This is a genomic window from Paenibacillus sp. CH40, from assembly GCF_024213605.1.
GTDB lineage: Bacteria > Bacillota > Bacilli > Paenibacillales > Paenibacillaceae > Paenibacillus > Paenibacillus polymyxa_B.
In genome coordinates this window covers 231,721-247,689 of the sequence record NZ_JANAVQ010000002.1, presented here as the reverse complement: position 1 = coordinate 247,689, position 15,969 = coordinate 231,721, and the positions used below count along the sequence as shown (strand labels likewise).

The 15,969-nt window shown below is 45.0% G+C and carries 16 protein-coding genes and 1 other annotated feature (1 of these 17 only partly in view); of the genes, 15 read left to right on the top strand and 1 reads right to left on the bottom strand.

The window, feature by feature from the left end; translation table 11 throughout:
• Nucleotides 1-192 precede the first annotated feature (192 nt).
• The 14 genes from recA to NLX73_RS07480 all read left to right on the top strand — a co-directional run bounded on the left by recA (nt 193) and on the right by NLX73_RS07480 (nt 14,563).
• A complete protein-coding gene (gene recA, locus NLX73_RS07545; protein WP_023988239.1) occupies nt 193-1,254 on the top strand; it encodes a recombinase RecA in 1,062 nt (353 codons plus the stop codon).
• Nucleotides 1,255-1,449: 195 nt separating this feature from the next.
• Nucleotides 1,450-2,199, top strand: coding sequence for a regulatory protein RecX (locus tag NLX73_RS07540; RefSeq protein ID WP_254325805.1), 750 nt, complete (start codon nt 1,450-1,452; stop codon nt 2,197-2,199).
• A 374-nt stretch (nt 2,200-2,573) separates the two neighbouring features.
• Nucleotides 2,574-4,118 (top strand): ribonuclease Y, encoded by a 1,545-nt coding sequence (rny, locus tag NLX73_RS07535; protein ID WP_013309958.1) that lies wholly within the window; start codon nt 2,574-2,576, stop codon nt 4,116-4,118.
• A gap of 76 nt (nt 4,119-4,194) precedes the next feature.
• The gene (locus tag NLX73_RS07530; protein WP_165176691.1) at nt 4,195-4,989 is read left to right on the top strand and encodes a TIGR00282 family metallophosphoesterase; all 795 of its coding nucleotides are present in this window, start codon (nt 4,195-4,197) and stop codon (nt 4,987-4,989) included.
• Nucleotides 4,990-5,118: 129 nt separating this feature from the next.
• Entirely contained in the window at nt 5,119-5,379 is a 261-nt protein-coding gene (locus NLX73_RS07525; protein WP_007430104.1) for a stage V sporulation protein S, read from the top strand.
• A gap of 123 nt (nt 5,380-5,502) precedes the next feature.
• Nucleotides 5,503-6,570 (top strand): dipeptidase, encoded by a 1,068-nt coding sequence (locus tag NLX73_RS07520; RefSeq protein ID WP_254325804.1) that lies wholly within the window; start codon nt 5,503-5,505, stop codon nt 6,568-6,570.
• Between the two features lie 183 nt (nt 6,571-6,753).
• Nucleotides 6,754-7,842 (top strand): low temperature requirement protein A, encoded by a 1,089-nt coding sequence (locus NLX73_RS07515; RefSeq protein ID WP_254325803.1) that lies wholly within the window; start codon nt 6,754-6,756, stop codon nt 7,840-7,842.
• 143 nt (nt 7,843-7,985) lie between these two features.
• On the top strand, nt 7,986-8,558 hold the full coding sequence (gene pduL, locus NLX73_RS07510) for a phosphate propanoyltransferase (RefSeq protein ID WP_013309962.1): 573 nt from the start codon (nt 7,986-7,988) through the stop codon (nt 8,556-8,558).
• Nucleotides 8,559-8,856: 298 nt separating this feature from the next.
• Nucleotides 8,857-10,410 carry a tRNA (N6-isopentenyl adenosine(37)-C2)-methylthiotransferase MiaB gene (miaB, locus tag NLX73_RS07505; protein ID WP_254325802.1) on the top strand — a complete coding sequence of 518 codons (1,554 nt, stop codon included), beginning with the start codon at nt 8,857-8,859 and terminating at the stop codon, nt 10,408-10,410.
• A gap of 81 nt (nt 10,411-10,491) precedes the next feature.
• Nucleotides 10,492-10,944 carry a YlbF/YmcA family competence regulator gene (locus tag NLX73_RS07500; protein WP_023988245.1) on the top strand — a complete coding sequence of 151 codons (453 nt, stop codon included), beginning with the start codon at nt 10,492-10,494 and terminating at the stop codon, nt 10,942-10,944.
• Nucleotides 10,945-11,066: 122 nt separating this feature from the next.
• Nucleotides 11,067-11,489: a PaaI family thioesterase gene (locus NLX73_RS07495; protein ID WP_023988246.1), complete on the top strand. Its 423-nt coding sequence runs from the start codon at nt 11,067-11,069 to the stop codon at nt 11,487-11,489.
• Between the two features lie 65 nt (nt 11,490-11,554).
• The gene (locus NLX73_RS07490) at nt 11,555-12,343 is read left to right on the top strand and encodes an NUDIX domain-containing protein (protein WP_023988247.1); all 789 of its coding nucleotides are present in this window, start codon (nt 11,555-11,557) and stop codon (nt 12,341-12,343) included.
• 67 nt (nt 12,344-12,410) lie between these two features.
• Nucleotides 12,411-12,977 carry a cysteine hydrolase family protein gene (locus NLX73_RS07485; RefSeq protein ID WP_254325801.1) on the top strand — a complete coding sequence of 189 codons (567 nt, stop codon included), beginning with the start codon at nt 12,411-12,413 and terminating at the stop codon, nt 12,975-12,977.
• A gap of 122 nt (nt 12,978-13,099) precedes the next feature.
• Complete coding sequence (locus NLX73_RS07480) at nt 13,100-14,563, top strand: nicotinate phosphoribosyltransferase (protein WP_023988249.1); 1,464 nt, start codon at nt 13,100-13,102, stop codon at nt 14,561-14,563.
• A gap of 66 nt (nt 14,564-14,629) precedes the next feature.
• On the opposite strand, the gene NLX73_RS07475 is transcribed toward NLX73_RS07480, so the two are convergent.
• The gene (locus NLX73_RS07475) at nt 14,630-15,145 is read right to left on the bottom strand and encodes a MogA/MoaB family molybdenum cofactor biosynthesis protein (RefSeq protein WP_039273566.1); all 516 of its coding nucleotides are present in this window, start codon (nt 15,143-15,145) and stop codon (nt 14,630-14,632) included.
• A 262-nt stretch (nt 15,146-15,407) separates the two neighbouring features.
• Here NLX73_RS07475 and NLX73_RS07470 point away from each other — a divergent pair, with 262 nt between their 5' ends.
• Complete coding sequence (locus NLX73_RS07470) at nt 15,408-15,737, top strand: four-helix bundle copper-binding protein (protein WP_023988251.1); 330 nt, start codon at nt 15,408-15,410, stop codon at nt 15,735-15,737.
• A gap of 77 nt (nt 15,738-15,814) precedes the next feature.
• Nucleotides 15,815-15,969 (top strand) — a binding site (T-box leader) (it continues 104 nt past the right edge of the window).

Below are 15,969 nucleotides of genomic sequence, written 5' to 3'. Positions count from 1 at the left end.
ATATAATCATCTTATCGGAAGAACCGTTGCAAAGCCTTTTGCCAGCGGTTCTTTTTTTGTTTTAAGAGACAGGTGTAATTATAGAAGAGAGTTGTGCGAATAAAAAAAACGAATGTATGTTCGAAAAAATGCTTGGCAAGCGTGTCAAAACAAGGTATTATTAAAGTACAAACAATGAAGGATGTGAGTTTATTGTCAGATCGTCGTGCTGCGCTGGATATGGCGCTCCGTCAAATAGAAAAGCAATTTGGTAAAGGTTCCATTATGAAGTTGGGTGAGTCTACCCACATGCAAGTGGAAACGATCCCCAGTGGTTCGATTGCTTTGGATATTGCGTTAGGAACGGGCGGCTTTCCAAGAGGCCGGGTTATTGAAATATACGGACCGGAATCATCCGGTAAAACGACAGTAGCTCTTCACGCTATCGCAGAGGTGCAAAAAACAGGCGGACAAGCCGCCTTTATCGACGCCGAGCATGCGCTTGATCCGTCGTATGCAAGCAAGCTGGGTGTCAATATTGATGAGTTGTTACTATCGCAACCAGATACAGGAGAGCAGGCGCTTGAGATTGCCGAAGCCCTTGTACGTAGTGGAGCAGTAGACATTGTAGTTGTTGACTCCGTAGCGGCACTTGTGCCCAAGGCAGAGATTGAAGGCGAAATGGGAGATTCCCACGTTGGTCTTCAAGCACGTTTGATGTCTCAGGCATTGCGTAAGCTTTCTGGAGCCATTAATAAGTCGAAAACCATTGCTATTTTTATTAACCAGCTACGTGAAAAAGTAGGTGTTATGTTCGGTAACCCTGAAACAACACCAGGTGGACGTGCCTTGAAGTTTTACTCTACGGTACGTTTGGATGTTCGTCGTATTGAAAGTTTGAAAATGGGTAACGACATTGTGGGTAACCGCACACGTATTAAAGTCGTGAAGAACAAAGTTGCCCCTCCTTTCCGTCAGGCTGAGGTGGATATTATGTACGGTGAGGGTATTTCCAAAGAAGGTAGCTTGATCGATATCGGTACGGAGCATGACATTGTCGACAAGAGCGGAGCCTGGTATTCCTACGAAGGTGAGCGCCTTGGTCAGGGACGTGAGAATGCTAAACAATTTTTGAAGGAAAATCCGAATATTGCTAGTACGATCGAACAAAAAATTCGGGTGGCCAGCAATTTGATTACGACAGTTGCTCCGCCTACAGAAGAAGAGTTGGCACAGCAAGCGAAGGAAGAACAGGAATTGTTGGAGCTTGAATAAAGCTTGGTGAATCCTGGTTTGTGAACTGGGGCCAGGGTTATGGCACCGTCCGTTTGAATAGCATGATTCTGATGCCCTGCACAGTTGTGCAGGGCATTTTTGCATCAACTAAAGTCTGCTTTGTCAGCGGAATCTAACTTTGCGTAGCAGGTGTTCCAAGGCTGCTTTCGTGAATTTCAAAGTGAGGGAAATATATTGCAGTTGGACGATGAAGATGAATACACTTCGGAAGCAAATAAGCAACAAGGGATTGCTCTTTTTCCGGATCGTGAGGAATTGATGATTACTAGGGTAGAGCAGGGACAGGGACGCAAACGTGGAAGGTATATCATTCATTTTGGTCCGTATTCGCTGTCTGTATTAGAAGATGTAATGATCAAGTACAATATGTTCAAAGGAACGTCATTTGATAAAAAAGAACTGGAAGATATCGTTCTGGCAGATGAAAAACAACAGGCTTATGTACTTGCGCTTCGCTATTTGGGGCGAAAGCCTCGCACACGTCAGGAAATTGCCCAACGTTTGTTACAAAAAGAACTGGATCAGTCTGTAATTGACGAAGTAATGGATCGACTGCAAAGAGAACAACTCGTAGATGATGATTTATACGCCCGCCAATGGGCAAGGCAGCGCATAACTAGCCAACGTAAGGGGAAGATGTGGGTTAGGCAAGAACTTCGTCAGAAGGGCATCTCTAAAGCCTCTATTGGCGAAGCGTTAGGTGAGATCACCGATAATGAGGAGTGGGAGAGCGCTTTGACGGTCGGACGTAAGAAATGGAATCAGGTACGTGGTGATATAATGGAGAAAAAAAGGAAAACCTACCCTTTTCTCATGAGACGTGGATATTCGGGGGATATGACACGCCGAGTGGTCAATCATCTCACTGCGGCCGAGCATGACGTTGCTTCAGATGACGAGGAATTGTTGCAGTGGGAGGAATAGTTGCCAAACGGCTGCTGAACCTTTGGCTAGTATGAACGGATAGGATGAGCTAGTTATTACAGGGAAAGCTGCATGGTAGTCTACTAATGTTTGCATTCCCTTGACAATGCCATTTGTCAAATAATAAAATATATATGAAACGATACTTGTGGAACGCCCTTTTTCCTTCCAAAAAAGCGGAATCCACGGGTGAGTTCTCATCGCCAAATAACAAGTGATGCCGCTATGCCAGGCGGAATTGTACATGTGAAAGCATGTGCATATGAAATGAAACGACCTTGTGTCGTTGTCTTAGTTTGACGATCAAAGTAAATGTGACAATTGCAAAAAGTCCCAAGGAATGCCTTGGAGGAACCAACGGGGAGGTGAACAGTATGATGACTGCGATCTGGTTCGTTCTCGTTGCTGTAGCCGCGTTATTCTTTGGGTTCGGGATTGGTTATTTTATTCGCAAATCTATTGCAGAAGCTAAGATCTCCAGTGCGGAAGAAGCTGCCGCGCAAATCGTGGAGAACGCGAAAAAAGAGGCAGAAGCGCTGAAGAAGGAAACGGTATTGGAAGCGAAAGATGAAATCCACCGCATTCGTGCCGAAGCTGAAAAAGAAACTCGTGAACGTCGCAATGAAATTCAACGACAGGAACGAAGATTGCTGCAAAAAGAAGAATCGCTGGATAAAAAATTGGAATCGCTGGAACGCAAAGAAGAACAAGTGGCCAACAAAGAGAAACGAATCGATGAAACCCAGCAGCAAATTGATTTGATTTACAAGAGTCAAGTAACTGAGTTGGAACGTATTTCCAATCTGACGATGGAGGATGCAAGAAGTATTATTCTGACCAACGTAGAGCAGGAAGTTCGTCATGAAACAGCTCAGATGATTAAAGAAATTGAACAGCAGGCCAAAGAAGAAGCGGACAAAAAGTCTCGTGAAATCATCACACTGGCCATCCAACGCTGTGCGGCAGATCATGTAGCAGAAACGACGGTTTCTGTTGTCACATTGCCGAACGAAGAAATGAAAGGCCGGATTATCGGGCGCGAAGGCCGTAATATCCGTGCACTTGAAACCCTTACAGGAATCGACCTCATTATTGATGATACGCCGGAAGCTGTTATTTTGTCCGGATTTGATCCGATTCGTAGAGAGATTGCGCGTACTGCGCTTGAAAAGCTCGTAGCGGACGGACGGATACATCCGGCTCGTATTGAAGAGATGGTGGAAAAATCCCGTAAAGAGGTGGACGAACGAATCCGTGAGTATGGTGAGCAGGCCACCTTTGAGGTGGGCGTGCATAGCTTGCATCCGGATTTGATCAAGATCTTGGGACGTCTCAAGTTCCGTACGAGTTACGGACAGAACGTATTGAAGCACTCGATGGAAGTTGCATACTTGACAGGTCTGATGGCCGGGGAACTGGGCGAAGACGTTGTACTGGCAAGACGGGCAGGATTGTTGCATGACATCGGGAAGGCGCTGGATCACGAAGTGGAAGGATCGCACGTTGAAATTGGCGTGGAACTGGCGAAGAAGTACAAGGAACACCCGGTCGTCATCAACAGCATTGCTTCACATCACGGCGACTGCGAAGCGACTTCTGTGATCGCCATGCTGGTTGGGGCGGCAGATGCCCTGTCAGCAGCAAGACCGGGAGCGCGGCGTGAAACGCTAGAGACGTACATCCGTCGTCTTGAGAAGCTGGAACGCATCTCCGAATCTTTTGAAGGCGTTGAAAAATCATACGCGATTCAAGCCGGACGCGAAGTTCGTGTCATGGTACAGCCAGAGAAAATTGATGATGCGGAAGCATTCCGACTGGCCCGCGATATTACGAAAACGATTGAGAATGAACTGGACTATCCGGGACATATCAAGGTTACCGTCATACGCGAGACTCGTGCGGTAGAATACGCAAAATAAAAGCATTTCAATGAAAAGTGGCCGCTGCTTGTAGGGCCACTTTTCATTATGTAAGGCAGATTAGGGAGGGCTTTCTATCAACGTATTATTTATTGGAGACATCGTCGGCAGTGTAGGCAGAAAGGCATTGAGGGAGAATCTCCCTTCGCTAAAATCAAAATACAACCCGCATGTTATTATCGTGAACGGAGAAAATGCGGCTTCGGGAAGAGGAATTACCCCAGCCATCGCCAGAGAATTTTTTGATTGGGGCGTTCACGGGATTACGATGGGAAATCATACTTGGGACAATAAGGAAATATTTGATTTTATAGATGATGAGCCACGGATCATCCGCCCGGCTAACTTTCCACCAGGAACACCAGGCCGGGGGTATACCGTTGTAAAAGGTGGAGGTAAAGAGCTGGCTATTGTTAATCTGCAAGGTAGAACCTTTTTGCCAGCTATTGACTGTCCATTCCGTGCAGCAGATGAAATTGTCGATGAACTACGGAAAAAACATAAGCATATCCTAGTTGATTTTCACGCCGAAGCAACCTCGGAAAAAATCGCTATGGGTTGGCATTTGGATGGACGTGCTTCAATCGTGGTAGGTACGCACACACATGTACAGAGTAATGACGATACGATTTTGCCACAAGGAACTGCGTATCAGACAGATGCGGGAATGGTAGGTCCTTATGAGGGAGTACTTGGGATGCAGAAAGAGGCTGTGTTACAGAAATTCCAGACCCAGCTTCCGGTACGTTTTCAAGTGGACATGGGCAAATGGCACTTTCATGCCATCAGCGTAGAACTGAATGATAATGATGGAAAAGCCCGCAAAATTCAGAAAATCAGACTTAAAGAAGATGAATGGCGGATGGATTAACTTTTTTGTGAGCTACTTAAGGAAAGAATAAGGAAAACTGTCACCAAAAAGCAGGAATTATTTGCTGACCCTCGAATAACATCTAATAGTGGAATCAAACCATCATCATTCCCAGGGGAGGTACTTACTATGGATGTATTAAAAGTATCAGCAAAATCCAATCCCAATTCAGTTGCAGGCGCACTCGCTGGAGTACTGCGTGAACGCGGAAATGCAGAATTACAGGCGATTGGAGCGGGTGCACTAAACCAAGCCATTAAAGCGGTAGCCATTGCCCGGGGATTTGTCGCACCAAGCGGAGTGGATTTGATTTGTATTCCTGCTTTTACAGACATTGTTATTGATGGAGAAGATCGGACTGCGATCAAATTGATTGTAGAACCAAGATAATAAATGTAAGTTGCCTGAGCCTGTTTACGATTTGTAAACGGGCTTTTTTGCATTGTGAGTCTGTTACTATGATTTTTTAAAATAAATTTGTAGTGCTTCAATCTATAAATGGAGGTAAGATGCATGAATGATAAGCTAAAAGTGAATTGGCCTGTTGTTGACTTTCATTGTGATGTGTTATGTAAAATGCAGCTCGATGCGCAGATCGATTTCAGTCATCCATCGCTTGATGTCACAAAAGAACGTTTGCTAGAAGGTAACGTGCGGTTGCAAACGTTTGCTATATATATTTCACAGGTATTGGGCATGCCAAGATTTGAGCATGTGGTTCGTCAAATTGAGCTGTTCAGGCAGCATGTTACCTCTATCTCAGGTGGGTTGAGACCATTGCTGTGGAAGGAAGACTTGGCAATGTGTAAAAATACGTCCGCATTGCATCAGATGGAGCAAGTAAAACAGGTAGGAGAAGAGAAGCGCACGGAAAAGTTAACGTATGTGGCTGGTAAGGGGACGGATCATACATGGGCACCTTGGGCTTTGCTCTCACTGGAGGGGGTAGATGCGCTGGAAGGGAACCCGTTTTATGCAGAATTGTGCTATGCCATGGGAATACGATTGATTGGGCTGACATGGAATTATGCGAACTGGGCGGCTGACGGCATTATGGAACATAGAGGAGGCGGGCTGACTAGCAAGGGGCGTGATTTGGTCAATCGCTGTAATGACCTGGGACTGCTGCTAGATGTGTCGCATTTGTCCGTACAGGGCTTCTGGGAGGTGTTGGAGGAGGCTGCTCTACCACCCATCGCCTCGCATTCGAATGCCTTTGCGAGATGTGCTCATCCTCGTAATCTACGGGATGAACAGATTCGTGCACTGATCGCTCGTAACGGACGGATTGGTTTGACCTTCGTCACGATGTTTCTCAAAGAGCAGGGTACGGTAACCGCTGACGATCTGCTACCGCACATTGAGCATATTTGTTCATTAGGCGGGGAAAGGCATTTGATGTTTGGCTCTGATTTTGACGGTATCGAGCACCATGTGCAAGGGCTGGAGCACTCGGGTAAGTATCCGGTTTTTGCAGAACTGCTGCTGAAGCATTACCCTGAGGAGCTAGTCAAGGGATGGCTGGGAGGACATGCGCTGGAATACCTGCAAACGAATTTGCCTTCCAAAATGTCTTCTTAAATAGCTATTTACTAGGAGTTATTATTGGCTGCGAATACCTTGACAAAGTGAGAACGATTACGAAATAATTGGAGCATCTTAGAATTTCATGGTGCTAAAATAAGCATAAATACGGCAGACGTTGGAGCAAGACTGACGGGACACCATGCTACACCGCCATATCAGAGGGGGCTCCATCACACAATGTTAATAAAGAAGGTTACTTGGCTTGAGCTCTTTTATGACTTATTGTTCGTAGCTGCTGTCTCTAAGGCCACTCATGTTTTACTACATGTTGAGCATGGTAGTATTTCGTGGGAACATATGGAAAAGTTTATTATGATTTTTATCCCAATATGGTGGGCTTGGGTGGGGCAAACGGTCTACAACAATCGTTTTGGGCAAGACAGTATAACGCATCGAATCTTTATGATCCTGCAATTGTTTTTCGTGTTAATCATGACCGCCAGCCTTAATATAGATTTTGATGCGTATTATGTATCTTTTTTTGTTGGCTATATTGGGTTAAGAGGTTTGACTGTCGTTCAATATTTACTTTCGGCACCCAAAGAAACGGCTCATAAACAGGAAACAGCTCGTTTTTTTGGTACCTATTTTTGGATTGGAATAGTCATCTCTAGTTTCTCCCTCTTCTTTGATTCTTGGGTTCGATATATGATTTTATATACCGGTATAGCTATTGATATCCTCGTTCCTTTGATTGGCCGTAAAAAGTTGGTGATCACACCAATCCATACGGAGCATCTTTTAGAACGCTTTGCACAGTTCACCTTAATTCTGCTTGGCGAATCTGTGATAAGTATGCTTTCTGTTTTACAATCCGATCATTTTACGGTTTCTTCTGTTGTATTTGCTGCTTTGGCTTTTGTATTAGTCATCGCAATCTGGTGGCAATATTTTGAGAATATGGAGAAGCGCGTAGATAAATCAAAACAATCAGCAGGCCAGACTATTATTTATGGTCATTTGTTTATTTATCTTTCCCTTAGCATGCTAGCTGCTTCGATTCAGCTCTTGTTTTTGGGACAAGTAGACTATATCTTTGTGCTTTGCTTTACCTTTGCTTCTGTTTTTATTTACTTTTTGTCGGCTTTGCTGGTATTTCATCAGTACAGATTAAGTCATCTTAAACCTCGTCTTACAGTCATTTTTTTCTTGACTGGAATACTCTGTGTCCTGTTTATCCTTAATATATTTATTGTCGTTCCCCCTCATCTCATCGTAGCTGAAATCATGCTTTTCTTTCTCCTGTTCGCTAAAACGACGGTTTGATCCGACTTTATAGGGAGGATATTTAACGCTGATTGGGGCGAAAAAGGGAACTTTATGCGCTCTCCTTTTCTTTCTTGGCAAAATAGGAGTATAATAGCATGGATGTGTAAAGTATTGTATAGAGAAAAAGGAGTGACCACACGATGAGTAAAATCGTACCTGTCGGCGTTTCCGCCCGTCATATTCACCTGACTCAAGAGCATATTGAAATTTTGTTCGGAGCAGGCTATCAATTAACTGAATTTAAACCTTTGTCCCAACCAGGACAATTTGCCGCAAATGAAACGGTAGCTGTAATTGGTTCTAAGGGCCAATTTGATAAGGTTCGCATTTTGGGACCTGCTCGTCCCGCTTCCCAATTGGAAATCTCTCGCACTGATTCCTTTGCTATTGGTGTAAAAGCACCTGTACGCGAATCTGGTAGCATTGATGGTACACCAGGAATCACGGTAAAAGGACCAGCTGGTGAAGTGGAACTGCAAGAAGGCGTGATTGTAGCAGCCCGCCATATTCATTTCCATACATCTGATGCAGCTAAATGGGACATTAAGGACAAGCAGTTGCTGAAAGTACGTGTCGGCGGCGAACGTGGCCTTGTATTTGAAAATGTTCTTGCACGTGTGTCCGATTCTTTTGCTTTGGATATGCACATTGATACAGATGAAGCAAACGGAGCCGGTGTGAAAAACGGTGACAACGCTGAAATCGTAGACTAATATACACGTATTTAAATGCCGGAAGGCTTAAAGAGTCCGATTCTTGCAAAAGAATCGGGCTTTTTACATACTATATAATTCATAAATACTTCACTTATGTAAAAAAAGAACATGAGTTCACATTGACTTCATGGTATCTGCGGCTGATCTATGGCGATGGCCTATAAATCATGCTATAATTTAGTGTAATGCCTTTTTTAAAGGTTTTTTAGAACTTAAAATAAATTTACCCATGCCTAAAGATACAGTAAATCACAAATTAGCTCGTGAAATAGATGGTGTTAGGAGTGACTAAGGAATGGAAAAGAAAACAAAAGATTACTCCAAATATTTTGATTTCTCGGATGCGAAGATTATTTCTGAAGATGAGCATAGCAAAAAGATCCGCATTCGCGGACGTGAAATCAACATTATGGCGGAGCCGAACCATAGAAAAGAAAAGCAACGCGGTAAAGAGGACGTACAAGTATTGTATGATAACGCAGTCCCTGATGAGCTCAAGCATATCGGTGAGGGAAAGCATTATATCGTATACACATTTGGTTGCCAAATGAACGAGCATGATTCCGAAACCATAAAGGGCTTGCTAGAGCAAATGGGCTACCAGGCAACCGAGGATCGGAAGGAAGCAGACATCATTTTACTGAACACTTGTGCTATCCGTGAAAATGCGGAGGATAAAGTGTTTGGCGAGCTGGGTCACCTCAAGCATCTCAAAACAGAAAAGCCAGGACTGCTGCTTGGCGTGTGTGGCTGCATGTCACAAGAAGAGAATGTCGTTAACCGGATTATGCAAAAACACGGTTTTGTCGATATGATTTTTGGTACCCATAATATTCATCGTCTGCCTCAGCTCGTCAAGGGAGCACTCTTTAGCAAAGAAATGGTGGTCGAAGTGTGGTCTAAGGAAGGCGACATTATCGAAAACTTGCCGAAGAAGCGTGAGGGTATGCGGGCCTGGGTGAACATTATGTACGGTTGTGATAAATTTTGCACCTATTGCATAGTTCCCTTTACACGTGGTAAGGAAAGAAGCCGTCGCCCAGAGGATGTTATCGCTGAGGTACGGGATTTGGCACGTCAAGGCTTTAAAGAAATTACCTTACTGGGGCAGAATGTTAACGCTTATGGCAAGGATTTGAAAGATTTGAATTATAGATTCGGGGATCTGATGGATGATATGCGCAAAATCAATATCCCGCGTGTACGTTTTACGACATCACATCCACGTGATTTTGATGACCATTTGGTTGAAGTGCTTGGTAAGGGTGGCAATTTGGTAGAGCATATCCATCTGCCTGTTCAATCCGGTAATACGGATATATTGAAGAAAATGAACCGAAAATATACCCGTGAGCGTGTTCTGGAACTGGCCGCGAAGATTAAAGCAGCTGTTCCGCATGTTTCTCTGACAACAGATATCATTGTAGGTTTCCCTGGTGAAACAGACGAGCAGTTTGAAGATACTCTATCTCTGGTACGCGAGGTCGGCTATGACTTTGCCTACACATTTATTTATTCACCACGTGAAGGTACGCCAGCTGCTTCGATGGAAGATAATGTGCCTATGTCGGTCAAAAAAGAGCGTCTCCGGCGTCTGAACATTGCTGTGAACCAAAACAGCCTTCGCTTTAATAGTCGATTGCGTGGCGAAGTGGTTGAAGTGCTGGTGGAAGGCGAGAGCAAAAATGACAGCAAAGTGCTTGCCGGTCGGACCCGTTCCAATAAGCTTGTACATTTTGAGGGTTCTAAGGACCTGATTGGTTCCTTTGTTCAAGTGAAAATTACGGAACCTATGACCTTTTACATCAAAGGTGATCTGGTTGAAACGGCCGTAGCAGTTAACGGATAAAAGAATTTCTAACGGGTTGCATGCGGTCTGAGTAAAGGGCTGTGTGCAAGGCCGTCTAAGTGAGAAAAGGAGCGATGGGCAATGACAGAGGAGCGGTTGCAACAAACAGAACTTCAATCGGCGGCGCGCCAGCATGATCATTTGGTCAATCGCGAAATGATATTGGCAAAAGCCAAAGAATTGGCAGGTATTTTGGGTAGCAGTGAGGAAGTGCAGGTATTCCGGAAAGCAGAAGAAAAGATTCAGGATCATGGGCGCATCCAGCAACTGATTGCAACGATGAAAAAGAAGCAAAAGGAAATTGTAGCATTTGAATCCTTGAAGAATCAAAAAATGATTGCCAAAATAGAGGCCGAGCTACAGGAGCTACAGGAAGAGCTTGACGGTATTCCAATTGTCACGGAGTTTCAGCAGAGTCAGGTGGAAATTAATGAGCTACTGCAAATGGTGATCATGGCGATCCGTGATACCGTTGCTGAGAAGGTGAACGTAGAAGAGGGGAAAAGCACTTCTTCGTCGAATTGCAGTGATTAGAATGAAATCTATGGTGTGGAGGCGTAGCTTCCACGCCTTTTTTTCGAAAGCAATTTACTATCGCATGTGTCTATAAGACATCAAGAGAAATGGGACAACATCGAAGGGATGGAAGCAAGGGAATGGATAAGTTGGGTAAGATGCTAGAGGGAGAAAATAATACTTTTTGGGAGTATTTAGGGTGTGAGCTGATTGCAGCTGATGCAAACGAGGTACAGATCGCTTTGGAGGCCAAACAAGAGCATACCAATGTGATGGGTATTGTCCATGGGGGTGTACTTACTTCATTAATGGATCAGGCGATGGGGATGGTCAGTATGGCTTCACGAAATATGGATCCATGTGTAACGACGAACCTGAATGTTCATTTCTTGTCACCCATGAGGCAAGGACGACTGGAGGTTAGGGCGCGAATTCTTCATCAAGGAGGTCGCACTATAACCACTGAGGCGGAAGTAAGAGATAGTGAAGGCACACTCGGTTCTACATCTACAGCAACCTTCCGAGTATTACGTACACAAGCAAGTGATTCAGGCAAGGCCTGACACTTGACAAAAATTTTTATTATGTCATAATGAATTTATCAAAACGATATAATATGGTGATGCCAATGGATAGCAATCGTATAAACGAAGAGGCGCAAAAGGCGTCGTACAACATTAAGAAATACCGTACCCCGGATGGAGCTCCAGCGGATATCGTTATGTTTACCTTAACGAAGCGGGAGCGCAAGACGGTAACAAAGACATTGCCTATTCGAGAGCTGAAAGTGATGCTCATCAAGCGCCGCAGTTGGCCGTTTGCAGGACGCTGGGCTTTGCCTGGAGGGTTTTGTCAGGAAGATGAATCTATGTATGGAGCTGCCAAGCGGGAGCTGTTAGAGGAAACGGGTGTGGACGGCGGGCACCTGGAGTATTTGGGTGTATATAGTGGACCGGGACGTGATCCGCGTGGGTGGATCATATCACATGCATTTTTTGCGCTGGTAGAAGAATGGATGTTGGAACAGCGTCAGGCGGCCGATGATGCTTCCGAGGTCGGGTTATTCACGATCCGCGAAGCGTTGGAGGAATTGGAGTTGGCATTCGATCACCGGGATATCATAGTAGATGCTTATCGCAAAATTCAGTTGCAGATGCTTCAGACGACGATCGCCAAGCAGTTTTTACCGCTACATTTTACACTGGGTGAATTATATCAGGTGATTCAGAGTGTCGTACCGGATTTCGAAGAGCCAAACTTTATTCGCAAAATAACATCGACTCGTAGCAGGCAGGGAATACTGGAAGAGGTGCGTGATGAGAACGGCAAACCGCTCAGTTCCAACCAGTATTCACAAAGACCGGCACAGTTGTACCGTTTTAGTGACAGAGTACCGCGTTTATCTATCTACACGTAACATCTAATGTAATAGGTTACGCATAGAATGTACAATTTCACTTTGAGGATAAGGAGCTGACCGTACGATGCAGGCATTAATTGTTATTGATTACACGAAAGATTTTGTGGACGGTAGTTTGCCTGTAGGACAACCTGCGATTGAGTTGGATGAACGGATCGCAGCAATTACGCAGGCATACGTGGATCAAGGGGACTTTGTTGTCATGGCTGTGGATTTGCATGAGGAGAACGACCTTTATCACCCGGAGAGCAAGCTGTTTCCTCCACATAATATACGTGGAACCAACGGACGACATTTGTATGGCAAGCTTCGTAGCCTCTATGAGCAACAAAGTGATCTTATCTACTGGTTGGATAAAACACGGTACAGTGCTTTTGCGGGCACAGATCTGGAGCTCAGGCTGCGTGAACGTGGCATTCTGGAAGTTCATCTGATTGGTGTGTGTACAGATATATGTGTGCTGCATACGGCTGTAGATGCTTATAACAAAGGTTTTGCTATTACTGTATACAAGGACGCTGTGGCGAGCTTTAATCAAGCTGGACATGATTGGGCTTTGGGTCATTTTGAAGGAAGTCTTGGAGCCGCGGTACGGTGGGCTGAGGATACGGTTTTACGCCAGAAGAAGTAAAATAACTTAACGATTGTGCACCAATGTCCGATAACAAAATGGAGCCGGATATTGCTGAATCTGGGCAGATGAGGCGGTACGCTGCCACCACAAACCTGGGCCAGTCAGAGAGGATGATTACGATGCAGTCAACGAGCCTCGCATTACATACAGATAAATATCAGATTAATATGATGTACGCCCATTGGGTGAACGGAAGTCATCAGCGTAAAGCTGTGTTCGAGGCGTATTTCCGTAAACTCCCTTTTGGTAATGGATACGCCGTGTTCGCTGGTCTGGAACGCATTGTGAATTATATTGCAAATTTGCGGTTTACAGAAGAGGACATTCGCTACCTGTCTGAACAGGAGGAGAAATACGATCCCATGTTCATGGAGGCGCTTCGCCAGTTTAAGTTTGGTGGAACGGTCCATTCGATGAAAGAAGGGGCACTTGTTTTCCCAAACGAGCCTCTGGTACGTGTTGAAGGAACGATTATGGAAACGCAGCTTGTCGAGACGGCATTGTTGAATTTTATGAACTATCAGACACTCATTGCGACAAAGGCATCACGCATCAAGCAGGTGGCAAGTGACGATACACTGCTTGAATTTGGAACACGGCGTGCGCAGGAAGCTGACGCAGCGATTTGGGGAGCACGGGCAGCTTATGTGGCAGGTTTTGACGCGACTTCTAATATGCTGGCAGGCGAGCACTTTGGAATCCCGACGAAGGGGACACATGCCCATTCATGGGTGCAGACCTTTATGACAGAGCAGGAGGCGTTTGACGTGTATGCGAAGGTTTTACCAGACCAGGTTACACTGTTGGTAGACACCTTTGACACGCTGGAAAGCGGTGTTCCTCATGCAATTCGGACAGCAAAAATGCTGGAGAGTCAGGGCAAGCGTATGAATGCAATCCGTCTGGATAGCGGTGACTTGGCTTATCTATCCATTCAGGCGCGTGAAATGCTCGATGCTGAAGGCTTAGATTACGTACAAATTGTAGCTTCCAATGATTTGGACGAAAATACGATTTTTAACCTGAAAGCCCAAGGGGCACGTATTGATGTATGGGGTGTAGGAACACAGCTTATTACGGCTTCAGATCAACCATCGCTCGGCGGGGTGTACAAGCTAGTTGAACGAGAAGTGGATGGCGAAATGTTGCCGACGATTAAGATCTCGGGTAACCCAGAAAAAGTATCCACACCAGGCAAGAAGGATGTATATCGCATTGTGGATAAGAAGAAAGGGAGAGCTGTAGCCGATTATATTTCTTTCCCGGATGAAGAGCGTCCGCGTAATGGTAAGCGCCTGAAGCTGTTTAACCCTTTGCATCCGTATATGAAGAAGTATGTAGAAAATTATGAAGCCGTGCCAATGCTTGAGCCTATTTTTATAAATGGACAGAAGGTATATGAGCTTCCTGAGCTGGATGAAATTCGTGCCTACCATACTTCACAGTTGAAATTGTTTTGGCCAGAATATTTGCGGAAGCTGAACCCTGAAATTTATCGTGTAAATCTGAGCGAGAAGGTATGGGAGCTGAAGCAAAAGCTGATCGACAGCTATATGCAGCCCGAAGTTGAAGAAAAAGAATAGTTGGAAGAGGCACCTCATGAATGTATGGGGTGCCTTTTTGTGTCGCGGCATGTAGGAAATAGGAGCTTATTTATAAATTTCTCTCATCACATGTCGTAGCTCAGGGACAATAATGCGTTCCATTGCCAAACGAACGGCTCCGCGTGAGCCAGGCATAGAAAATACAGCTGTCCGACCCACAGTACCAGCTACAGCCCGGCTTAATATAGCTGCTGAACCAATGTCCTCAGCAAAGCTTAAATAACGGAAGATTTCCCCAAAGCCAGGTAGTTCCTTATCCAGTAGAGAGGAGACGGCTTCATATGTAGTATCACGTGGAGAAATACCGGTACCGCCTGTCAAAAGTACAGCCTCGATGTCATTCTGTGCCGCTGCTTCGGATACTAACTGCTGAATACCTTCGTAGTCATCCTTGACGATGACATATCGAACAACCTTATATCCATTGGTTTCTAGTAGATCCATGAGCAGTTGTCCCCCGGTATCTGTTTCCACGGTACGTGTGTCCGAGACAGTCACGACCATGCAATTAACCTGTTGCGGGGATTCCTGTCGATGCTCCTCTACGGAAGACATATTCATTAAAATGTTCACTCCTTGATCGATGGTTAGACATACACTTTTTACAATAGAGCAATGACTGAGTGTATGCAAGTCAGAAACAGGGGCTAAAAATCCATGTGATTAATATCCTTGCACTTACATACTGGAATATAGTACACTTCCTTACATAAGTCGGGATTGTTTTGTTTTTATTTTATTGTAAGCGCGCACATCAAATGATTAAACTCAAGGATCAGCGGGTAATAGTACAGCAGGGTCAACAACTGGGAGGTAATGTAATATGAATCATTCATACCAACAATGCGTGGATGCTTGCCTGGAATGTATGAACGCTTGCAATGTATGTTACGTAGCGAGTTTGAAGGAATATGATTTAGCTATGCTGCGTGAATGTATTCGAGTGAGTAGGGAATGTGCAGAAATATGCGGATTTGCTGCTCAAATGCTGCAGCGCGGAACGGATTTTGCCGAGCAAATCTGTGAGCTGTGCGCCAAGGCCTGTGAGGTATGTGCTGCTGAATGCAGCAAGCATTCCCATGATCATTGCAAACATTGTGCAGAAGCCTGCCGTCGTTGCGTTCAGGCATGCCGCCAATTGGTGGCAGTGTAATTACATATATGGAACTAGTGCCTGAAGAGGAAATAAAAGGTTGCTTTCTACTGAATAGGTTTGTATAATAATTGGAATTAACGTCATGGAACGGGAGAGTAGCAGCGGAGCCGTATCATTACAGCGAGCCGGAAGAGGTGGAAGCCGGTATGAGGTCCGATGTGAAGCGCACCCGGGAGACGGTTGATCCAACGAGCAGAAATTCTAGTAGATCAGCCCGGCAGACACCGTT